Source organism: Prochlorococcus marinus XMU1408, from assembly GCF_003208055.1.
Lineage (GTDB): Bacteria > Cyanobacteriota > Cyanobacteriia > PCC-6307 > Cyanobiaceae > Prochlorococcus_B > Prochlorococcus_B marinus_A.
Genome location: NZ_QJUE01000005.1, coordinates 346083 through 369256, shown reverse-complemented (window position 1 = coordinate 369256; position 23174 = coordinate 346083). Strand labels below are relative to the sequence as shown.

Genomic DNA, 23174 nt, shown 5'->3' with positions numbered 1-23174 from the left:
ATCAGAGAGGGTCAGCCGAGACCGATTAAGCGAGCGTGGAAGAAGGCCCAAGTTGTAGCTATTCCTCCTAGAAGGAAATGAGCTGCCCCTACTGCACGACCTTGAGTGATAGATAGAGCTCTTGGTTGAATAGTTGGAGCTAACTTAAGTTTATTGTGAGCCCATATGATTGACTCAAATAATTCTTGCCAGTAACCACGGCCACTGAATAGGAACATAAGACTAAACGCCCAAACGAAATGAGCTCCTAAGAACATCAAACCGTACATACTTATGGGTTGACCATAACTTGTAAGAACCTGAGATGACTGAGCCCATAGGAAATCTCGAAGCCATCCGTTAATAGTTATGGAGCTTTGAGCGAAGTTTCCTCCTGTAAGGCCCCATACATCACTTTGCATTTTCCATGAGAAGTGAAATATAACTACTGATAAGCCGTTATACATCCAAAACAAACCAAGGAAAACATGATCCCAAGATGATACCTGACATGTGCCACCTCTTCCGGGGCCATCACATGGGAATCTAAATCCAAGATTAGCTTTATCAGGTATCAATCTGGAGCTTCGTGCGAATAAAACTCCCTTTAAAAGAATTAGTAGGGTTACGTGGATGGTAAAAGCATGTATATGGTGAATCATGAAATCAGCAGTTCCTAGAGGGATAGGAGCGATTCCAATTTTTCCTCCAACTTGACTGACAGAACCATTAAATACTTCACTTACTAAGCCACTTTGAAGGTTTACGTTCGCTCCTGCAAGGGTGGTAGAACCAGCTGCTGAATGATGAATATTTTGAATCCACTGAGCAAAAACTGGCTGAAGCTGTATTCCTGTATCGCTGAACATGTCTTGAGGCCTACCTAAGGCTCTCATTACATCATTATGTATGTAAAGACCAAAGCTATGAAAACCTAAGAACATGCAGGCCCAGTTTAGATGACTGATCAATGCATCTCTTGCTTTCAAAATTCTATCTAGGACGTTATCAATATGAACAGCAGGGTCATAGTCTCTAATCATTGCAATGCCAGCATGAGCTGCTGCACCAACAATGAACAATCCACCTATCCACATATGGTGAGTAAATAGACCAAGGACAGTAGGATAATCAGTCGACAAGTATGGATATGGTGGCATCGCATACATGTGATGGGAAATAATGATGCTTAAGGAGCCAATCATTGCAAGGTTTAAACCAAGTTGAGCATGCCAACTGTTAGCTAAAAACTCGTAAATTCCCTTATGACCATTTGGAGCAGGGAAAAGAATTGGATCTCCAGCATGATTATCAAGTATTTCTTTGAGGCTATGGCCTATTCCAAACATAGTTCTATATAAATGTCCACCAAATACAGCTAATACTCCAAAAGCTAAATGATGATGAGAAATATCTGTCATCCATAAGCTACCTGTAACGGGATTGAGACCACCCTTAAAAGTTAGAAAATCACTAAATGCCCACCAATTAGTTGTAAAGAAGTTTTCAACTGTTCTTCCTGCAAGGCCAGGGAATATTTGACTAGCAATAGCAGGATTGCAAAGCTCATGAGGGAGTGGCATGTCAGCTATTGAAGCTATAGGAATGCCATCAATAATTAGAGGCTTTCCAGCATCCATGGCATCCATAATCGCTGCAGTTGGTGCACCAATGTGAATGCAATGACCAGCCCAAGCAATAGAGCCCAATCCCACTAGACCAGCTATATGGTGATTGAGCATAGATTCAAGATTTCTGAACCAATCAAGCTTGGGTGCAGCTTTGTGATAGTGATATATGCCTCCGTGCAACATAATGGCTGCCATTAGTAATGCACCAATAGCCAGAGCCATTAGCTCAGTTTCATTAGTGATTCCCCAGCCTCTCCACATCTGAAAAATTCCTGATGTGATCTGAATGCCGTGATAATTACCGCCCAAATCAGCATTAAGCATTTCTTGACCAACTATTGGCCAAACAACTTGAGCTCCAGGCTTTACGTGAGTTGGATCTGCCAGCCAGCCAGAATAATTAGAAAAGCGAGCTCCATGGAAAAAAGCTGCGCTCATCCAAATAAAGATGACTGCTAAGTGGCCAAAATGAGCAGAAAATACTTTTCTGCTTGTTTCTTGTAGATCTCCAACATGGGTATCAAAATCATGCGCGTCAGCATGAAGATTCCAAATCCAAGTTGTTGTCTTTGGACCCTTTGCAAGAGTCTTGGACCAAAAACCAGGCTTATCAAGCTTGGAAAAATCTACAGGGATTGCATCAGTTTCGATAGGTTTATCGAGAACTGGTTCTTTTTTTTGTTCTCTTTCTGGTGGGCTAATGGTCATCGAGTGATTCCTTTAGGAATGTGATCGAGGTTTGGGGGGCCTAGTTTTAGGAAAAACTAGGATTAAATCTTCAGGTAAGTAAAACTACTTAAAAGCAGGATTACTTGTTGATAGATTTTAGGAATTCAAGACCTACCTTTGAAGTTACTTGAATACCTATAGTTGGTGTTATGTCATCAGCATAAAGTAGACACTCAGTTACTACGGCAGCATGTAACAAATGTTCTACACTTTTATTCCATAGCCATCTTGGAATCCATAGTTTTTCTTAATTAGAAAAATTAAGGGCTTAAGAGACGGGTTGGAAAAAGTTTAATAGGCTTAGATGAATATAAATATTGTAAATATAGATTCTCAAAAATAATAGTTCTTGTAATGCTTCTTGGCTCTGATTTGAATTTGAGCATAGGTAAAAAATACTATTAAATATGATAATTAGAGTTTTTTGGGATTAAAAAATGTATTGAATGGCGATTCTAAGATTTTTGATTTTTACTAAAGCTTTCTTTAAGGGGTTTCCTAGTATAAATCAAAGTTATGTTTCATCTCTGCTCTGAAAAAAAGTTTAGTTAGAACTCCAAAAAGAATTGCGTTTGGATTTTCATTAAGTTCTTTGCCTTTGCTTGATAGATTACAAGCAAAAAAATATGTTGATCAAATTTTTATATCAGATAGTTCGGCTCTTGCAGAAGAGAAAAAAATTCACGGTATAGAGCAATCTATTCCAATAGATTTTTTAAAAAATCATTGGCATCAAAATAATAAATTAATTTTTATAGGTTCAATTGGAGCCGTGGTAAGGCTTATATCTCCTTTCGTTAGATCCAAAGAAAATGATCCAGCGATACTTGTAATGGATTCACAAGCTAAAAATGTTGTTACTCTTTTGGGAGGTCATAAGCAAGGCGGAGATAGATTTGCTACTGAGTTAGCATCTGCGTTAGACGCAGATCCAATTTTTACATCGGATTCATTTATAAAAAAAAGAATTCCTTTAGATTGCTTTGGTGAAGGATGGGGTTGGAGAAGAGGAGGCGGTAATGTTGACTGGCGTAAGTTAATGATTAGCCAATCTAAAGAGCAAAAAAATATTATTTTTCAATCTAAAGGGTCAAAATTATGGCAGCAATTAACAGCCGCCTCCAATTTTTCTTTTTTAGATAATAATGATCAAATCCCTTCTAAAAATATTGACTTATATATAGGGCAAGAAACAATAAATGGATGTTCATGGCATCCACCATCAATAATTATTGGAATTGGTTGCGAGAGAAATACTGATGAGAAAATGATTCAGCGAGCGATAGAGGAATCTTTTACTAAAAATGGTTTATCACTTCTTTCAATTTCTTGTATTGCAACGATTGACAAAAAAAATAATGAAATTGGATTATTGAATTTATCAAAAAGAAATGAATGGCCTATTTATTTTTTTAGTGCTCATCAGCTTTCAAAAGTTAAGGTTCCCACTCCCTCAAATGTAGTGATGAATGAAATGGGAACTGCCTCAGTTGCAGAGGCAGCAGCACTTTTGAAAGGATCTGAGAGAGGAAGATTAATACAAAAAAAACAAATTTATTATTCCAAAAATGATGAAGTCGGAGCCGTTACGATTGCTTTGGTTGAGGTCAAAATACCTTTTGCTCCGCATAAGGGTGAATTGCATTTAATTGGCAGTGGACCTGGGGAATTAGAAATGCTCACTTCTGACGCTAGAAAAGCTCTAGCAAGATGTGTTGCTTGGGTTGGCTATGCACCTTATTTGAATTATTTAGATTCAATACGCCGTCATGATCAGGTTCGGATTGATTCACAATTAACTTTTGAAAAAGATAGATGCCAGCATGCACTTGATCTTGCAAAAGAAGGAATCAGAGTTGCCCTTGTTTCCTCTGGAGATAGTGGAATTTATGGAATGGCTGGATTAGCTCTTGAACTTTGGCTAGATGAACCGGTTGAATCTAGGCCTTTGTTTCAAGTTCATCCAGGTATTAGCGCTTTTCAAATGGCTGCAGCGAAGCTTGGAGCTCCTTTTATGAATGATTTTTGCTCTATCTCTTTAAGCGATCTATTGACTCCTTGGAATCAAATTGAGTTGAGGCTAAACAGTGCAGCCCAAGGAGACTTTGTTATTGCAATATTTAATCCCAAATCAATAAAACGCAATTGGCAATTAAAAAAGGCTGTTGATTTATTACTAGAATTTCGCAAACCAAGCACACCTGTTGCTATCGCTCGACAGCTTGGGAGGCCTGAAGAAAGTATAGAAATACATACTCTCGAAACTTTGCCATTTGATCAGGTCGATATGCTTACAATTCTTTTAATTGGTAATAGTCAGAGTTTTATCAAAAACAACAAATTTTTAACGCCAAGAGGTTATTTCTCTAATTAATTTTTTTGTTGATTAACACGAACTATAAAATCTAATAATTAGTTGCAAGATCATTTTTGTTATTAAGTTTAGAAGAAGTTAAAAAATTCAAGTCAATCTGAAAAATCTTTCTAAAGTTAGTTTGTTATTAAAAAAGCTTTGCTTAAACCAGACTGGTTACGTGTTAAGGCACCACAACAAGAAAGGATTGGCAATGTTGCTGATCTATTAGTTGATTTAAAACTCAATACAGTTTGCCAGGAGGCAAGTTGTCCAAATATAGGAGAGTGTTTCGCAGGAGGTACTGCTACTTTTTTAATAATGGGACCTGCTTGCACAAGGAAATGTCCTTATTGCGATATCTCATTTGATAATTCAAAAAGGCTTTTAGACCCATCAGAACCTGATCGATTAGGTGAAGCTGTTTATAGGATGGGCTTAACTCATGTGGTAATAACCTCTGTCAATCGTGATGATTTAGAAGATGGAGGTGCAAGTCAATTTTTAAAATGTATTAAGGCTGTTCAAAGTAAATCTCCTTTTACCTCTATTGAAGTTTTAATTCCAGATCTTTGCGGTAATTGGGATGCTTTGAAAGTCATTTTGGATGCGGCTCCAAATGTTCTCAATCACAATATTGAGACAGTTCCAAGGCTATATCCACGAGTCAGACCACAGGGAAAATATGAACGGTCTTTGGAGTTATTAAAAAGAGTGCGTGAAGGTTGGCCAAGAGTGTATACAAAATCTGGCTTAATGGCTGGATTAGGGGAAACAGATGAAGAGATTTTGAACGTTCTATCTGATCTTCATCTAAATAAAGTCGATATAGTAACTATTGGTCAATATTTATCACCTGGACCAAAACATTTACCTGTTAATAGATTTGTATCTCCTTCGCAATTTGATAGTTACCGTATTGAGGGAGAAAATAAATTAGGATTTTTACAGGTCATTAGTTCACCATTAACTAGAAGTAGTTATCACGCTGGGGAAGTTAAAAAATTAATGATGTCTCATCCAAGATGATTTGAAAACCTTGGTTGACTTCCATCAATTGATATCCATTCTTGAAGATCCCAAATAACTAATTCATGTTTAATCATGGGATCATTTTTTATGATTTTTCTTGCTGTTAAATAATCCTTCGCTTCAAAAATTAATAAACCTCCACCGCCTGGTCTTTTTTTTTCATTTATTAAATATCCGCTATGGATATAGTGGCCAGATTTACTAATATTTTTTACCCATTCTTTATGCATCAATAAGAATTTTTTTCTTTCACTATTAGACAATTCTAAGGTTTTCTCTTTAAACTTCTCTGTCTTTATAAATATAGGCATTATTGTCTATATTGTTGCTTTCTCCAGAGCTTCTTTAATCCCTAATTTATTTTTTTCGCTTGGGGGCACTACTATTTTAAATAAATTTTTCCACGAAGACCAATCTGAGAGAATCTTGTTTGCTTTAGGACTTTTAGTTTTCTGATTATATTCAATAATTAGTTCTTTTAAGAATTGTTCTTGGTTAGTTGAAGTCAGATCATGGACCTCAACAATTTCTTTATTCATTCTTAAGTCAAGTTCATTTTTTGTGTCAAGAATAAATGCTATGCCTCCAGTCATTCCTGCTCCAATATTTCTTCCAGTTTTCCCGAGAACAACAACTACTCCTCCAGTCATATATTCGCAACAATGGTCTCCAGCTCCTTCAATAACAGCATGAGCTCCACTATTACGAACACCGAAACGTTCTCCTGCTATTCCAAGGGCAAATAATTTGCCACCGGTTGCTCCATATAAACATGTATTTCCAAGTATTACCTGATTGTTAGATGTGTCATTAATAATTTCGGGAACAATAGTAATGGAACCTCCGTTAATGCCTTTGCCTACATAATCATTAGCTTCTCCTACTAAAGAAATATTCATTCCTTTTAAAATAAATGCACCAAAACTTTGTCCAGCTGAACCTTTAAATATTAAATTTAAATTTCCTTTAAAACCTTTATTTCCATATTTTTTGGCTATAACTCCAGAGATTCGTGCACAAACACTTCTATCTGTATTAACAATTGATATTTCTTTAGTTATGCTCTCATGAGTATTAATTGCATGAGAAATATCTTTATCTTTGATAAGAGAATTCTCAAGAACCTCTCCATTGGTATGAGCTTGTACATCGTGACTCAACCAAGAACGATCTGTCGAGTTTTCTAAAGGTTTGAGAAGGCTAGATAGATCGACCTCTTTTGTTTTTGTTAGGTCTAGCTTTCTAGGAATTAATAAATCAGTTCTTCCAATAAGATCTTCGACTTTTGCTACTCCAACTTGACTCATCAATTGTCTGACTTCCTCAGCTACGAAGATAAAGAAGTTAACAACATGTTCAGGTAATCCTGGGAATCTTTTCCTTAAACCTTCTTGTTGAGTTGCTACACCGACTGGACATTTATTTGTATGGCAAATCCTCGCCATGATGCAACCTTCGGCAATCATCGCGATTGTTCCAAAACCATATTCTTCTGCACCAAGTAAAGCCGCAATCAAGACATCCCAGCCTGTCTTTAAACCTCCATCTGCTCTTAATAAAACCCTTTTGCGAAGACCATTTTCTAATAAAGATCGATGAACTTCAGTTAATCCAAGTTCCCATGGCAAACCAGCATGTTTAATCGAACTCAGTGGCGATGCACCCGTCCCACCATCATGCCCTGAAATTTGTATGACATCAGCATTTGCTTTTGCTACTCCTCCTGCAATTGTGCCAATGCCTATTTCAGCAACTAATTTCACACTGACTTTTGCATTTGGATTTATTTGATGTAGGTCGTGAATAAGTTGGGCAAGATCTTCTATAGAGTAAATATCATGATGAGGTGGAGGAGAAATAAGAGCTACTCCTGGCTTACTATTACGAAGCTTAGCTATGTATTCATCAACCTTTGGCCCCGGTAATTGTCCTCCCTCACCAGGCTTTGCGCCTTGAGCTACTTTGATTTCTAATTGCTTTCCGCTAGTTAAATATTCAGGGGTGACCCCAAATCGGCCAGACGCAATTTGTTTAATTGCAGAACAGGCGGTATCTCCATTTAAAAGTCCTTTGAGATTGGGTAAGGTTTTTGATTGATTATTTTCATCAACATCTTTCAGTACATTGAATCTCGCAGGATCTTCTCCTCCTTCACCACTATTACTTTTGCCTCCAATTCTATTCATTGCTATTGCAAGAACTTCATGGGCTTCCCTTGATAGGGCACCGAGACTCATTCCACCGGTACAAAATCTTTGACAAATACTCTCAACACTTTCTATTTGATCAAGGGGTAAAGGCTGAGCAGCTTTTTTAAAAGTAAGTAGATCTCTGAGGGTTGTAGCTGGACGACTTTCTAGTAGTTGTTGATAAGTTTTGAAGTGGTCATATTCAGGTCCAGCTTTGACTGCTGCATGAAGAATTTTTGACATTTCTGGATTATTTAAATGAAATTCCCCACTATTTCGATATTGAACAAATCCATTAAAATCAAGTTTTTTTTGTCCTAATTCTGGGAATGCTTTTTTATGAAATGAACTTGTTTCGATTGATAATTCGCTAAGAGTTAGCCCAGCTATACGACTTGTCGTTCCCTTGAAAGCTAAATCAATTAAATCTGCACCAATACCTATGGCTTCAAAAATTTGTGCTCCGTGATAACTTGCTAAAACTGAGATTCCTATTTTTGAAAGTATTTTTCTTAATCCATCTTCCATTGCTTTCTTAACATTATCTTGAGCACTCTCTATGGATAAATCAGACAACTTTCCATCGGAAATAAGTTTTTGAGTTTTAGGTAGTTGCCACCAATGACGGGTAGTTTCCCATGTTAACCATGGACAAATTGCACTCGCTCCAAATCCAATCAGACAGGCTATGTGATGCGTACTCCAACATTGAGCTGTATCTATAATTATTGAAGTTTTCAGCCTTAGTCTTTTTCTAAGTAAGTGATGATGAACTGCACCAACAGCAAGAAGAGGAGGAATGTAGGATTTCTCTGGATTAATATTTCTATCTGAGAGAATTAATATTTCTCCACCATTGATAACACTATCTTCTGCCTCTTGACATAGATTTTTAAGACCGTTGTCTAGGTTTAGTTCACCATTATTAATAGGGATTAATGTGGAAATTTCCTTGTAATTAAGCCCAGATTTTGTTATTGATATTAATTCTTGTTCATTAATTATTGGTGATTTAATATGAATTAGTCTTGCTGAGTCTGCTTTAGGACTTAGTGGTGCTTTTCTAACCCCAAGATGCATTTCTAAGCTTGTAACAAGTTTTTCTCTAAGAGGGTCAATTGGAGGATTAGTGACTTGTGCAAACCTTTGTTTGAAATAGTCATAAATAATATGTGATTTATTGGAAAGTATTGCTAGTGGAATATCATCTCCCATGCAATAAGTTGGTTCTTTTGCATTTGCTGCCATGCTATTAATTATGTAATCAAAGTCTTCTGAACTAAATCCAAATGCAATTTGTTGCTGCAGTAACTCTTGCTTATCAAATTTATTAATTACTTCCCAATTTTGGTTGTTAAGATTTATACGATTTGCTTTTAGCCAGTCTAAGTATGGATATCTGTTCGCAGACTCTTCTTTGACATCCCAGTTTCGTAAAATTCTCTTTTTTTCTAAATCTACTGCCAGCATTTGACCGGGACCAAGTCGACCTTTTTCTTTAATTTGATTCTCATCTAATTCAACAACACCTGTTTCAGATCCCATGACAACATATCCGTTTTTAGTGATGCAATAACGAGCAGGCCTAAGTCCATTTCTGTCTAGTGTTGCTCCTATATTTTTTCCATCAGTAAAAACTATTAATGCTGGCCCATCCCATGGCTCCTGAGTTCCTGCAGCATATTCATAAAAAGCAGTTATTTCAGGTTTATTGATTAATTCAGGCTGGTCTCTAAAAGCCTCAGGAATAAGTGTTAACAAGCTATCTGTTATTGGTCGCCCACTTTGAACTAATAGTTCAAGAGTTAAATCTAGATTGGCTGAATCACTAAATAAATTATTGACAATTGGTTTTAGGTCACTAGCAGTGTTTCCCCATGCTGAACTTATATCTGTTTCTGTTGCTGTTGCCCAATTTATATTTCCTAGTAATGTATTTATTTCTCCATTATGACCTAAAAGTCTCATCGGTTGAGCTAATGGCCATTTTGGCAAAGTATTCGTACTAAATCTTCTATGGTATACCGCGTATGAAACTTCAAATCTATCGTCCTTTAGATCTGTATAAAAAGGGGCCAATATTTCAGATCTGACCATCCCCTTATATACAATTGTTTTACTACTTAAAGAGCATATATAGAGCCCTAATTTATCTTCCTTTAATTCTATATTTGCTCGATTTGAAATCCTTTGCCTTAATCTGAAAAGCAAAGCTTCAAGATTAATTTCTTTGTTCTTAATATCAACTATCCATTGAGTAATAAAAGGTTCATTTTCTCTTGCAAGTTTGCCTAAAACTTCATCATCAACAGGAACATCTCTCCATCCTTGGGAGGTTAACCCTAAATACTCAGCCTCCTCCTCACATATTTTTCTAGCTAATTCTCTATTCTTTAGATCTTTAGGCATAAAAATCATACCTATTCCTGATGATTCGGGTTCGCATTGTCTGGCTATTTCCCAAACCTGCTGTAAATATGACCATGGAATTTCGCATAAAATTCCAGCACCATCTCCTGAATCACTATCTCCCCCACATCCTCCTCTGTGCTCCATACAGCTGAGACCACGTAATGCTTGAGACAAGACCCAATGATTTTGCTTGCCCTCGACGCTAGCTATGAAGCCAACCCCACAAGAATCTTTTTCCCCAGAAAAGGCATCTGGATAGGTGCTATCGCAATAAGGCCAATTTGATCTTGAGAGTCGTTGATGCATGTTTTTTAACTTACTATTTTTTCTTTTCTTGCAAAAGTGCTATCGGTAAGTTTTGAAATAGATGGATTAGATTGATTTGATAGTTCCTAGAGTTACATCTTAAACATTTTTGTCGACTATCAAGTTTTTTATTCAATACTTTCTTAAAATATTTGTTTCTTATGCTTAAACCTGAATAAAAATAAAGTATTAATTGAAAAAAATACTAATTTGGGTGCTTGACCAAGTAATCTGGTGAATTGTTGAATCTGGTCAAACCTAGACCAAATATAAAATTAATGCCAACCATTCAACAGTTGATAAGAACAGAGCGAAAGACTCTAAAAACAAAGACAAAATCTCCTGCTTTGCGAGGTTGCCCAGAAAGGAGAGGAGTCTGCACTAGGGTTTACACCTCTACTCCCAAAAAACCTAACTCTGCTCTCAGAAAAGTTGCTCGTGTCAGATTAACTTCTGGATTTGAAGTTACTGCTTATATCGGCGGTATCGGTCACAACCTTCAAGAGCACTCTGTGGTTTTGCTTAGAGGAGGAAGAGTTAAGGATCTGCCAGGAGTGAGATATCACATAGTGAGAGGAACTCTTGATACCGCTGGAGTTAAAGACCGAAAACAGTCAAGATCAAAATATGGAGCTAAATCTCCTAAGGAATAAAAACCAATATTGATTCATTGAATTTCCCCCTTATACAACTCTAATTTCATGTCAAGAAGAAACGCAGCAGAAAAAAGACCTGTTCTCCCTGATCCACAGTTCAATAATCGTTTGGCAAGTATGATGGTCCATCGATTGATGAAGCACGGTAAGAAATCAACAGCTCAAAAAATTCTTTCTGATGCCTTTGGTTTGATCAACGAGCGAACAGGTTCAGACCCGATTGAGTTATTCGAAACAGCAGTGAAAAATGTCACACCTCTTGTTGAAGTTAGAGCTAGAAGGGTAGGAGGCGCTACATACCAAGTTCCAATGGAAGTTCGTCAGGAAAGAGGAATCGCTATGGCCCTTAGATGGTTAGTAAATTTCTCCAGATCAAGAAATGGTAGGAGTATGTCCCATAAGCTCGCAGGGGAGCTTATGGATGCTGCTAATGAAGCTGGAAACGCAGTGAGAAAGAGGGAAGAGACACATAAGATGGCAGAAGCAAATAAAGCTTTTGCTCATTATCGCTATTGATTTTGGTCAAAATTTTCTATTTAAATCATCAAAATATTTCATTTTGAGCATGCTGAGTTGTAGAGTCCAGGCGCATTTTAAAGCCCTTTAGTCGGAGTATTTTCTGTGGCACGCGCCTTTCCTTTGGAACGAGTTAGAAATATCGGAATTGCGGCACATATTGATGCTGGTAAAACAACTTGCACTGAAAGAATTCTTTTCTATTCAGGCGTTGTACACAAAATGGGTGAAGTTCATGATGGTGCTGCAGTTACTGATTGGATGGCTCAAGAGAGAGAAAGAGGAATAACCATTACTGCTGCTGCAATTTCAACCACATGGGACGATCATCGTATAAATATTATTGATACTCCTGGTCACGTTGACTTCACCATTGAAGTTGAACGCTCTATGAGGGTTCTCGATGGAGTTATTGCTGTGTTTTGTGCGGTTGGCGGAGTTCAACCTCAATCTGAAACAGTTTGGCGCCAAGCAGATAGGTATTCCGTTCCAAGAATGGTATTTGTCAATAAAATGGATAGAACCGGGGCGGATTTCCTAAAGGTTCACGGTCAAATTAAAGATAGATTAAAAGCAAACGCGGTTCCTATTCAGTTACCTATTGGAGCTGAAAATGATCTAAAGGGAATTATTGATCTTGTTGAAAACAAAGCATTCATTTATAAAGATGATCTAGGAAAAGATATTGAACAGACAGAAGTCCCTTCAGACATGGTTGATTTAGTTTCTGATTGGCGCTCTCGGTTGATGGAATCAATAGCTGAGACTGATGAGGAATTACTTGATGCGTTTCTAGAAAATGGTGAGTTAACAATTGAACAACTCAAAGGGGGTATTAGGGAAGGAGTTCTTAAACATGGCTTAGTGCCCATGCTATGTGGTTCAGCTTTTAAAAATAAAGGGGTTCAATTATTACTTGATGCTGTAGTTAATTATCTTCCTGCTCCTGTTGATGTTCCTCCTATTCAGGGTTTGCTTCCCAATGGAAAAGAAGCTGTTAGGCCTTCCGATGATAGTGCTCCATTTAGCGCGCTTGCATTCAAGGTAATGGCTGATCCTTATGGCAAATTAACGTTTGTTCGTATGTATTCCGGTGTCCTTGAAAAAGGAAGTTATGTTTTAAACTCAACTAAGGATGCAAAAGAGAGAATATCCAGGTTGATAATTTTGAAAGCTGATGATCGTGAGGAAGTCGATGAATTAAGAGCTGGAGATTTGGGTGCTGTGCTTGGTCTGAAAAATACAACAACGGGGGATACTTTATGTGCTTCTGAAGATGCAATTGTTCTTGAGACTCTATATATCCCTGAACCAGTTATTTCAGTTGCGGTAGAACCCAAGACTAAGAGTGATATGGAAAAGCTAGGGAAAGCGCTAACATCTCTCTCTGAAGAAGATCCAACTTTCAGAGTTAGTACTGACCAAGAGACAAATCAAACTGTGATTGCAGGTATGGGTGAACTTCACTTAGAGATTTTGGTGGATCGTATGTTGAGAGAATTTAAGGTAGAGGCAAATATTGGGGCACCTCAAGTTTCTTATAGAGAAACGATTAGAGCCAGCTCTTCAGGTGAAGGAAAGTTTGCGAGACAAACAGGCGGTAAAGGGCAGTATGGTCATGTTGTTATTGAAGTTGAGCCAGGTGAACCAGGAACTGGTTTTGAGTTTGTCAATAAAATAGTTGGTGGTTCTGTTCCAAAAGAATATATAAAACCTGCGGAATCAGGAATGAAAGAAACATGTGAGTCAGGTGTAATTGCTGGCTATCCTTTAATTGATGTAAAAGTTACATTGGTTGATGGCTCTTATCATGATGTTGACTCATCAGAGATGGCTTTCAAAATTGCTGGATCAATGGCTTTCAAAGATGGAATCAAGAAGTGCAATCCTGTCCTTCTAGAACCTATGATGAAAGTTGAGGTAGAAGTGCCTGAGGACTTCCTAGGCTCTATAATTGGAGATCTGTCCTCTAGACGAGGTCAGGTTGAAGGTCAATCCATCGACGATGGACAATCCAAAGTCCAGGCAAAAGTGCCATTAGCCGAAATGTTTGGCTATGCCACTCAACTCCGATCAATGACTCAAGGTCGGGGTATTTTCTCAATGGAGTTCAGCACCTACGAGGAAGTTCCTCGTAATGTTGCTGAAGCAATTATCTCCAAGAATCAGGGCAATTCCTGATCTCTAAAATTTACTAACCAATCCCCGATTCTTTAAAAAAATGGCTCGCGAGAAGTTTGAGAGGAACAAACCTCACGTCAACATAGGTACTATTGGCCACGTTGACCATGGCAAAACAACACTTACTGCTGCTATCACAAAGGTTTTAGCCAAAAAAGGTCAAGCCGAAGCGCAAGATTACGCTGAAATTGATGGAGCGCCAGAAGAGCGTGAACGCGGTATCACAATCAACACTGCTCACGTTGAATATGAAACTGATGGTAGGCATTACGCGCATGTTGATTGCCCAGGTCACGCTGATTATGTAAAAAACATGATTACAGGTGCTGCTCAGATGGATGGTGCAATTCTTGTAGTGGCCGCCACCGATGGAGCAATGGCACAAACAAAAGAACATATTCTTTTGGCCAAGCAGGTTGGTGTCCCAGCATTAGTCGTTGCACTAAACAAATGCGACATGGTTGATGACGAAGAAATGATAGAACTTGTAGAAATGGAGATACGTGAACTTCTAACAAGTTATGACTTCCCTGGCGATGACATCCCTGTTGTTCAAGTTTCAGGATTAAAAGCTATCGAAGGAGAAGCAGATTGGGAGACAAAAATTGATGAATTGATGACTGCTGTTGATTCTTCCATTCCAGAGCCAGAACGAGAAGTAGATAAGCCTTTCTTAATGGCTGTTGAGGATGTTTTCTCTATTACTGGTCGTGGAACAGTTGCTACTGGACGAATTGAGAGAGGAAAAGTAACAGTGGGAGAAGAGGTTGAAATTGTAGGAATTAGAGATACAAGACTTACAACCGTTACTGGTGTAGAGATGTTTAGAAAGCTGCTTGATGAAGGTATGGCAGGAGATAACGTTGGTCTGTTATTAAGGGGTATCCAGAAAGAAGATATTGAAAGAGGAATGGTTCTTGTTAAAAAGGGATCCATCACTCCTCATACGAAATTTGAGGGTGAGGTGTATGTATTGAAAAAAGAGGAGGGTGGTCGTCATACCCCATTCTTCGCAGGTTATCGTCCTCAGTTTTATATTCGTACTACTGATGTAACTGGTCAAATCACAGCATTCACCTCTGATGATGGCAGTAATGTTGAAATGGTTATGCCTGGTGACAGGATAAAAATGACAGGGGAATTGATAGCCCCTGTTGCTATAGAACAAGGTATGAGATTCGCTATTCGTGAAGGTGGACGCACCATTGGTGCCGGAGTTGTTTCTAAAATTATTGAATAAATGATTTAGAGGATGACTTGTAATCTAATCAGGTCATCCTCTAAATTAAATAAACAAATGAACAACTAGTTCATTTTCAAAAGAACCTTGAAAACCTAATTAGCTTTTGGTAATTCCATTATGTCAACTGCAATTGCACAGCAAAAAATACGCATACGCCTAAAGGCTTTTGATAGAAGAATGCTTGATTTGTCTTGCGATAAAATAATTGAGACTGCAGACACAACAGCTGCTTCAGCAATAGGGCCTATTCCACTTCCTACAAAGAGAAAAATATATTGTGTTCTTCGTTCTCCTCATGTTGATAAAGATTCAAGAGAGCATTTTGAGACAAGAACACATAGAAGAATTATCGATATTTACAGCCCTTCCGCAAAGACTATAGACGCTCTAATGAAGTTGGACCTTCCCAGTGGAGTAGATATAGAAGTTAAGCTCTAGGTCTTTTTCTCTCAAACCAGAGATTGATTATCTAGGATAGGTGAAATTCGCAATACCCATTTGAGCGAACTTTCAGTTAGGGAGCTACCACTTTTCCCATTGCCTGAGGTTGTGCTTTTTCCTCAGGAATACTTGCCGCTGCATATTTTTGAGACTCGTTACAGGGTTATGCTTCAATCTGTTTTGAAATCAGATAGCCGTTTTGGAGTTGTTAGATGGGATCCAATTGCAAAAAAAATGGCAGATGTTGGTTGTTGTGCTGAAATCATTAAGCATCAAACATCACAAGATGGCAGAAGTAATATTGTTACTATTGGTCAGCAAAGATTCCGAATCTTAGAAATTATTAGTGAAACTCCTTTTATAAACGCTTTAGTTAGCTGGGTTGATGACGAACAAATTTCAGATCAAACCAAATTATCGGAACTAAAGGACTCAGTTTCCATTGCGCTAAAGGATGTAGTTTCACTTACCTCAAAACTAACTGAGTCTGAAAAGGCACTTCCTGACTCTTTGCCAGATATTCCAAGAGAATTATCTTTTTGGATAGCTGCTCATCTTGGAGGACCTGTGGCAAGTGAACAGCAAAACTTATTAGAATTAACGAACACATATCACCGCTTGGAAAGAGAATATGAACTTCTTGATCACACTAGAAGACAACTAGCTGCCAGAACTGCTTTAAAAGATACCTTTTCAAATGCTGATCAAGCCAACAATTAAATCATGCAATGGATATTTATTTTTACATTTATTGGGCTTATTCTATTAATTCTAAGTGTTTTTTGGCTTAGAAAAAGTCGTAAATATGAGTCGGTAAATAGTGTTGCATCCTCCTATGATGCCTGGACTAATGATCGTTTATTAGAAAAACTTTGGGGTGAGCATATTCATCTTGGCTTTTATGAAAAACCTCGATTAAAAAAAGATTTTAGGAAAGCTAAGATTGATTTTGTACATGAATTAGTTCATTGGAGTGGTTTGAATAAATTACCCAAAGGTTCAAGGATATTAGATGTAGGATGTGGAATAGGTGGAAGTGCAAGAATATTGTCTAATGATTATGGATTTGATGTTATTGGTATTTCTATAAGCTCAGAACAAATAAAAAGAGCAAATGAATTAACAACTAATAAGGATTATTGTCGTTTTGAGGTGATGAATGCACTTGACTTGAAATTCGAAAAAAGTACCTTTGATGGAGTTTGGAGCGTTGAAGCTGGGCCCCATATTTTTGATAAACAAAAGTTTGCAGATGAGATGCTAAGAGTTTTGCGTCCTGGTGGCGTTCTTGCAATTGCAGATTGGAATCAAAGAGATCCAAGCAAGTATCGGTTTAATTTCTTTGAGAAGTTCATTATGAATCAATTATTGATTCAATGGACTCATCCTGAATTTTCAAGTATTGAGGGATTCAAAAATAACTTATTAAATAGTCCTTATTGTGGAAGTTCAGTAGAGGCAGCAAATTGGACAAAATATACTATTCAATCTTGGAATGAATCTATATATGAAGGGTTTAGAAGACCTATCCCTATTTTGAAATTAGGCCTAAGAACTTTTATAAAAGCATTTAGAGAAATCCCAACCATATTAATGATGAGATGGGCTTTCTCAAGGGGTTTGATGAGGTTTGGAGTATTTAAATCGAGAGGGTAAATTACTCAGCTTCTGAGCTGAAATAGCATCCAAAATTTATTATTTGATTACAAAGATTAGATAACTCTTCAGTAATTTTTTCAAATTCTTTTTTATTAGAGTTATTTAAATCTAGATCTATGAAAAACACGTATTCTCCTAGTTCTCTTTTAGAAGGACGAGATTCAATTCTACTCATATTGAGACCTAGATCTGCTATGCAATTCAGTGCCTCTAGTAATGCTCCTGGAGTATTTGATTTTAGTGAAAAGGCCATACTTGCTTTATTTCCATCTTCTTTAATGTTGTTCTTACTTAGAAGAACAAATCTAGTACAATTCCCTTCAATATCATTAATAGGATAAGCCAGAATATTGAGTTCTTCACTTGCATCTTTTGATCCTATTGCAGCTCTAAATGAGCTGCCTTTGACCATCCTTATTGCTTCTGCAGTTGAATTAGTTGGCAAATGAACTGCATTGGGAATATTGTCGTTTAACCACTGGCTGCATTGAGCTAATGCTTGAGGATGAGAGAGGACCTCTGAAATAGTTGAGATTGATCCGCTACTCATTAATGAATGTTTGATGGGAAGAACCAGTGCTCTATGAATCAATAGATTTTTATGTCTCCATAGAGAATCTAATGTTGAGGTAACTCCCCCTTCAACTGAATTTTCAATTGGAACTACAGCTGCTTCGCAAAGATTATTTGCAAGATTATCTACAACAGACCTTAAGCCTTTGCATGGTATAAATGTTGGAGATGTAAGCTTTTCTAAGGCTGCCAGGGCTTTAGCGGCCTTCTCAGCGTATGTTCCTTTAGGTCCAAGATAGGCCACTCGAATTGACATTAGATAATAAAAAGGGGGTAAATGCCGATAAGATCATGCTGAGCAAGCTTTTGATAATGTCTCTGGCCTTTAAAGCACGACAAAAAATTGATCTAGTTGTTCAAGATAATGCAGAGCAACTACCTGATTATCTCTTACAACAGGAAAGAGTTGTAGGAGCAATGCTTGATTCTAAAAAATTGACTCCTTTAGGGCCAGGTAGTTTTAAGTATGAGGTTACAAGTTTTCAAGTTTTTCAACTTCAAATAAACCCAGTCGTGTCTATAGGTGTAGAAAATACTCATGGCAAAATTAGAATGTTTGTCACTGAAAGTCACTTAGATGGTTTGGGCTTTGTTGATGATTTTGAATTAACTTTAGATGCAATTCTTGAGGCCAAAACGTCAGGTCTTGAAGGTGAAGCGCTTTTAGGTGTAACTGTAAGTCAACCTCCTTTGTTAAAATTGATCCCTCCAAAAATGCTCGAGTCAACTGGACAATCAATATTGAACGGAATTTTGTTAGGAATTAAGGCAAGGGTTGGCAAGCAGTTGATTGTGGATTTTCAAAATTGGTGCAAAGAGAATCAGTAAATTAAAAACTTTAATCTATTTTTAATTTGGAGAGAAAACTTTTTCGGTGGAGTTTAGTCGCTCCTTCTTTGATTAAGTTAGCTCTATGGATTTTAGTTCCATACCCCTTGTTGTTCTCAAGTCCAAAAAGACTAAATTTGCATGCTAAGCGCTTAATTAATTCATCTCTAGCTTCTTTTGCTAAAACACTGGCAGCAGCAATTGATGCAAAATGACTTTCCCCTCTAACTTGAGTTTTTTGCTTTCCTTTCCACAAACGAATCGGTAATTTTCCGTCCACCAGAATTAATTCTGGTGGAGATAAGAATTTTTCTAATGCTCTTAGCATTGCTTTTTCAGTAGCCATTCTAATTCCAACACTGTCAATTTCTCTTGCTGAAGCTTGACCTAAGGACCATGCTATAGAGTTTTCTTTGATTAAAGGCACCAAACGATTTCTTTGTCGGCAATTTAATTTTTTACTATCTCTGAGGCCTTGACTTAATAGTTTTAATTCATTTGCTTTGCTTAATATTACAGCCCCAGCAAAAACTGGGCCAAATAAACAACCTTTACCTACTTCATCAACCCCTGCAATTAGAGAATTGTCCATCTCTTTTTTATGATGAAGCAGAAGATCTTCTTCTTTTGCGTCTTGGATCTTCATCGGCTTCTTTGGCTTCGTTAGAATTAAGTTCATCTATTTCGTTGATTACAATTTTATCAGCACTATTTAAGTCATTTGCTTCTTCATTAAAAGCTAAATTAGTTTCTTCTTTAACATTTTCTATCTCTTCAGAATCTATTGAAGTTTTCTCAATATTATTGTTATTTTGAAGTTCAATAATGGTTTTAGTATTTTTTTCTTTTTCTCCTACTTTCTCTTCGCCAGGTCTGATTATGTGAACTATATAGTTTTCAGATAGTGGCGGCTCATCTAAAATTAAAATAGGGTCTAAACCCATTTTACTATAAACCATTTCTTCATTTTTCTTCATTTTTATATTTATTAAATTCTTTTCTTGTTTGTTGTTAACTTTGTTTATTAAATAATCTTCTCCATTTGTCTGAGTGGAGACAGATGTTAGGTTATCTTTTGATGATTTATGCTCTTCAATAGCTGAGTTCGTTTCGATATCTTTTAATTTATTGATACTTTTCTTTTTGATATTACTATCCTTCAAAGATTCTATTTCGCTTCCTTGAATTGGGTTTGAATTGCTCAGTCTCCCTTCAGATGAGATTGTTTGATTTATATCTTGAATGGTGATATTTGGAGGATTACCTTGCTCTAGATAATTTGGACTGATCTTTCCAAATAATTCATATATATTTTGACCTTGTCTTTTTCTGGTTAATTCAACAAGACCAAGTTCTGTAAGTTGAGCAATTTGTGGACGAGCTGAGTCTCCATTGATAGCTGATATGAAATGTTCTAATAATTGAAGTTGATCCCTTCTTGTATCCATATCTATAAAATCAATGATAATAACCCCACCAATATTTCTTAATTTTAATTGTCTTGCTATTTCGATTGCCGCTTCACAATTAGTCCATAAAACTGTTTCTCTGGAATTTGCGGAACGTGTAAATGAGCCTGAGTTGACATCTATAACTGTCAATGCTTCTGTTGGTTCTATTATTATATAGCCACCAGAAGGCAAATCTACTCTTGGCTTTAATGCATTATTAATAGCAGTAATAACTCTATATTTCTCTAGTATGTTTTGCGAATCACAATGCAATTCTATAATTAACTCTTTGCTATCTTTCCCAAGAAAGTTATTAACACGACCAACTGCTTCGGGATTATCTACAACTATATGATTAACATTTTGACCTATATGATCTCTGAGAATTCTATGAATAAAATCTTCATCTCTATTTAATAGAATTGGGGGCGTACAATTTTCAGATGCTTGTTGAATAAGTTCCCATTGTTTTAGAAGATTTTCAAGATCATCTATTAAAAATTCTTCAGAAATATCTTCTGCTTCTGTCCTTATTAAAAGCCCAGTACTTGGAGGCTTAACTAGTACCCCTAAAGCTCTAAGTCTATTTCTTTCACTTTCTGTACTGATTCTTCGAGAAATATTTACACCTTGCCCATAAGGTTGCAGTACCAGGTATCTACCTGGGAGAGCTAAGTTGCCAGTCAAGCGTGGCCCTTTGTTTCCAGTAGGCTCTTTCATTACTTGAACTAAAACTTTTTGTCTTGGTTCGAGCAACTCTGTGATTCCTGCAGTAGCTTTTTTTAATCTGAGTGGACCAAGATCATTTAAATGAATAAAACCATTCTTTTCACTTTCACCGATATTTACAAAAGCTGCATCTATTCCAGGAAGAACATTCTCAACTGTTCCTAAGAATACATCTCCAATTTGGTAGCTACCTTGAGCCACGATTAATTCATCTATTCTTTCATCAGTGAGCAGAGCGGCAATTCGCAAATGCTCAGCAATGACAATTTGCTGGGGCATATATGATGTTGAGCTTTTTAAGCTGTTAAAAAACTGATTAGCAGAAAAACTGCAATTAGAATGGTTTGAATTTTCTTAACGCCAAACAAACTTGAAGAGATTTTTAATTACTTTTTGTAATGGGAATTAAATATAATCCGGATTAAATTGCCGGAGTTTCCAGAGTTTTAATCTAGTTGTCCCTTCAAGAATAACTGACGTTAATTTAGAACATTGAGGGCTGAAACCCATTTGCTTAGTTCTAAAATCATCCTAACACAAGATCTTTTACTTGATTATTTTGAGTCCGAAGGTGTTTAAGGGAAATTAGTTCTTATTATCGAATCGTCTATTTTTCAAGAATTCAAGGTGTTTAAGGGATTATCCTTAATAAAATCTAGGTGATTTTCAAGTGGTTCAAGTTAATGCTGATTACCTGAAATTAAAAGCAGGTTATCTTTTTCCCGAGATTTCTAGAAGAATTAAGGACTTTACTTCAAAGAATCCAGATACTGATTTAATCCGGTTAGGGATTGGTGATGTAACTGAACCTCTACCTCTGGCTTGTCGTGAAGCTATGAAAGCTGCTATTGAAGAGATGGGAACAGAAGAAGGCTTTAGAGGGTATGGCCCTGAGCAAGGCTATCACTGGCTTAGAGAGAGTATCTCTAAAAATGATTATTTATCCCGTGGCTGTGAGATTTCAGCAGATGAAATATTTGTTTCAGATGGCTCAAAATGCGACAGCAGTAATATTTTAGATATTCTCGGTAAGGATAATAAAATAGCTGTAACTGATCCTGTTTATCCAGTATATGTTGATTCAAATGTGATGACGGGTAGAACAGGAGAGGTTAACGAATCAGGGGAATATCACGGTTTAAGTTATATCCCAATTAATTCAGAGAATGGTTTCGAGGCTGAAATACCAAAAGAAAAATTTGATTTAATTTATCTTTGTTTTCCTAATAACCCAACTGGAGCAGTAGCGACTAGAGAAAAATTATCTTCTTGGGTCGAATATGCAAAACAAAATAATTCTTTGATTCTTTTTGATGCTGCTTATGAGGCTTTCATTAAAGATGATTCAATTCCTCATTCGATTTATGAAATTGACGGAGCCAAAGATTGTGCAATTGAGTTTCGCTCTTTTTCAAAAAATGCTGGTTTTACTGGAACAAGATGTGCTTTTACAGTTATTCCGAAGTCTTTAAAAGGTAAAGCGAACTCAGAAGAAGTCGACCTTTGGTCTTTATGGAATCGTCGTCAAAGTACTAAATTTAATGGCGTAAGTTATATAGTTCAGAGAGGGGCTGAGGCTGTTTACTCCAAAGAAGGTCAAGTACAGATTAAAAAATTGGTAAGTTTTTATATGGAAAATGCTGAAATTATTAAAAAAAATCTTACCTCTGCAGGATTTGAAGTTTTTGGGGCTGTTAATGCTCCCTATGCTTGGATCAAAACACCCAAAAATATTACTTCTTGGGGCTTTTTTGATTTCTTGCTTGAAAAAGCAAATGTTGTTGGTACACCAGGAAGTGGTTTTGGCGCTGCTGGAGAAGGTTATTTTAGATTGTCAGCATTCAATAGTAGGGAAAATGTTGAAAAAGCCATGCAAAGGATCTTAGGGGCGTGATGCATATTCTCGTGGTAAATTCTCTTTTAAAAAATGCTATTAGTCTTGGCAGTTTAATTATGGTTGATTCGGCAAATCAAACTGATGGAGAGACTGCTGTTATTGATCGAGAAGTTCAGCGAGTAAGAAAAGTATCTCCTAAATACAAGGTACTACTTCATAATGATCCAGTAAATACAATGGATTATGTAGTTGAAACTTTAAGACAAGTAGTGCCACAATTAAGTGAACAGGATGCTTTGAATATTATGCTAGAAACACATAACAATGGTATTGGGCTTGTTATTGTATGTGATTTAGAACCTGCTGAATTTTATTCTGAATCTTTAAAGGCAAAAGGCCTAACAAGTACAATAGAATTAGAAAGCTGAA

The 23174-nt window shown here is 36.9% G+C and carries 18 protein-coding genes; 12 read left to right on the top strand and 6 right to left on the bottom strand.

Going from position 1 to position 23174, the window contains the following annotated elements; translation table 11 throughout:
* Nucleotides 1-11 precede the first annotated feature (11 nt).
* Nucleotides 12-2318, bottom strand: a complete 2307-nt coding sequence (gene psaA, locus DNJ73_RS08390; RefSeq protein WP_158467248.1) for a photosystem I core protein PsaA — start codon at nt 2316-2318, stop codon at nt 12-14.
* A gap of 613 nt (nt 2319-2931) precedes the next feature.
* On the opposite strand from psaA, the gene cobJ reads away from it, so the two are divergent.
* Together cobJ and lipA are read left to right on the top strand one after the other, a co-directional pair.
* Nucleotides 2932-4713 (top strand): precorrin-3B C(17)-methyltransferase, encoded by a 1782-nt coding sequence (cobJ, locus tag DNJ73_RS08385; RefSeq protein ID WP_158467247.1) that lies wholly within the window; start codon nt 2932-2934, stop codon nt 4711-4713.
* Between the two features lie 138 nt (nt 4714-4851).
* The gene (lipA, locus tag DNJ73_RS08380; protein WP_158467246.1) at nt 4852-5721 is read left to right on the top strand and encodes a lipoyl synthase; all 870 of its coding nucleotides are present in this window, start codon (nt 4852-4854) and stop codon (nt 5719-5721) included.
* Here lipA and DNJ73_RS08375 read toward each other — a convergent pair.
* On the bottom strand, nt 5709-6035 hold the full coding sequence (locus DNJ73_RS08375; RefSeq protein ID WP_158467245.1) for a YciI family protein: 327 nt from the start codon (nt 6033-6035) through the stop codon (nt 5709-5711). The genes lipA and DNJ73_RS08375 overlap by 13 nt on opposite strands.
* 6 nt (nt 6036-6041) lie before the next feature.
* Nucleotides 6042-10631 carry a glutamate synthase large subunit gene (gene gltB, locus DNJ73_RS08370; protein ID WP_158467244.1) on the bottom strand — a complete coding sequence of 1530 codons (4590 nt, stop codon included), beginning with the start codon at nt 10629-10631 and terminating at the stop codon, nt 6042-6044.
* Between the two features lie 278 nt (nt 10632-10909).
* Between gltB and rpsL the strand changes: the two genes are divergently transcribed.
* The 7 genes from rpsL (at nt 10910) to DNJ73_RS08335 (ending at nt 17324) form a co-directional block, all read left to right on the top strand.
* Complete coding sequence (gene rpsL / locus DNJ73_RS08365; protein ID WP_158467243.1) at nt 10910-11284, top strand: 30S ribosomal protein S12; 375 nt, start codon at nt 10910-10912, stop codon at nt 11282-11284.
* Nucleotides 11285-11332: 48 nt separating this feature from the next.
* Nucleotides 11333-11803 (top strand): 30S ribosomal protein S7, encoded by a 471-nt coding sequence (rpsG, locus tag DNJ73_RS08360; RefSeq protein WP_158467242.1) that lies wholly within the window; start codon nt 11333-11335, stop codon nt 11801-11803.
* 105 nt (nt 11804-11908) lie between these two features.
* Nucleotides 11909-13984: an elongation factor G gene (gene fusA / locus DNJ73_RS08355; RefSeq protein WP_158467241.1), complete on the top strand. Its 2076-nt coding sequence runs from the start codon at nt 11909-11911 to the stop codon at nt 13982-13984.
* Nucleotides 13985-14024: 40 nt separating this feature from the next.
* Nucleotides 14025-15224 (top strand): elongation factor Tu, encoded by a 1200-nt coding sequence (gene tuf, locus DNJ73_RS08350; protein ID WP_158467240.1) that lies wholly within the window; start codon nt 14025-14027, stop codon nt 15222-15224.
* 120 nt (nt 15225-15344) lie between these two features.
* A complete protein-coding gene (rpsJ, locus tag DNJ73_RS08345) occupies nt 15345-15665 on the top strand; it encodes a 30S ribosomal protein S10 (protein WP_009788866.1) in 321 nt (106 codons plus the stop codon).
* A gap of 60 nt (nt 15666-15725) precedes the next feature.
* The gene (locus DNJ73_RS08340) at nt 15726-16388 is read left to right on the top strand and encodes an LON peptidase substrate-binding domain-containing protein (protein WP_158467239.1); all 663 of its coding nucleotides are present in this window, start codon (nt 15726-15728) and stop codon (nt 16386-16388) included.
* 3 nt (nt 16389-16391) lie between these two features.
* On the top strand, nt 16392-17324 hold the full coding sequence (locus DNJ73_RS08335; protein WP_158467238.1) for a methyltransferase domain-containing protein: 933 nt from the start codon (nt 16392-16394) through the stop codon (nt 17322-17324).
* Nucleotide 17325: 1 nt separating this feature from the next.
* Here the strand turns inward: DNJ73_RS08335 and pheA are convergent, their stop codons facing one another.
* The gene (pheA, locus tag DNJ73_RS08330; protein WP_158467237.1) at nt 17326-18156 is read right to left on the bottom strand and encodes a prephenate dehydratase; all 831 of its coding nucleotides are present in this window, start codon (nt 18154-18156) and stop codon (nt 17326-17328) included.
* A gap of 56 nt (nt 18157-18212) precedes the next feature.
* Between pheA and DNJ73_RS08325 the strand changes: the two genes are divergently transcribed.
* Entirely contained in the window at nt 18213-18728 is a 516-nt protein-coding gene (locus tag DNJ73_RS08325) for a DUF1997 domain-containing protein (RefSeq protein WP_158467236.1), read from the top strand.
* A 10-nt stretch (nt 18729-18738) separates the two neighbouring features.
* Here the strand turns inward: DNJ73_RS08325 and DNJ73_RS08320 are convergent, their stop codons facing one another.
* Together DNJ73_RS08320 and DNJ73_RS08315 are read right to left on the bottom strand one after the other, a co-directional pair.
* Nucleotides 18739-19320, bottom strand: a complete 582-nt coding sequence (locus DNJ73_RS08320; RefSeq protein WP_158467276.1) for a ribonuclease HII — start codon at nt 19318-19320, stop codon at nt 18739-18741.
* A gap of 7 nt (nt 19321-19327) precedes the next feature.
* On the bottom strand, nt 19328-21187 hold the full coding sequence (locus tag DNJ73_RS08315) for an Rne/Rng family ribonuclease (RefSeq protein ID WP_158467235.1): 1860 nt from the start codon (nt 21185-21187) through the stop codon (nt 19328-19330).
* Nucleotides 21188-21578: 391 nt separating this feature from the next.
* On the opposite strand from DNJ73_RS08315, the gene DNJ73_RS08310 reads away from it, so the two are divergent.
* Nucleotides 21579-22802, top strand: a complete 1224-nt coding sequence (locus DNJ73_RS08310; protein ID WP_158467234.1) for an LL-diaminopimelate aminotransferase — start codon at nt 21579-21581, stop codon at nt 22800-22802.
* 59 nt (nt 22803-22861) lie between these two features.
* Entirely contained in the window at nt 22862-23173 is a 312-nt protein-coding gene (gene clpS, locus DNJ73_RS08305; protein ID WP_257473434.1) for an ATP-dependent Clp protease adapter ClpS, read from the top strand.
* Nucleotide 23174 lies beyond the last annotated feature (1 nt).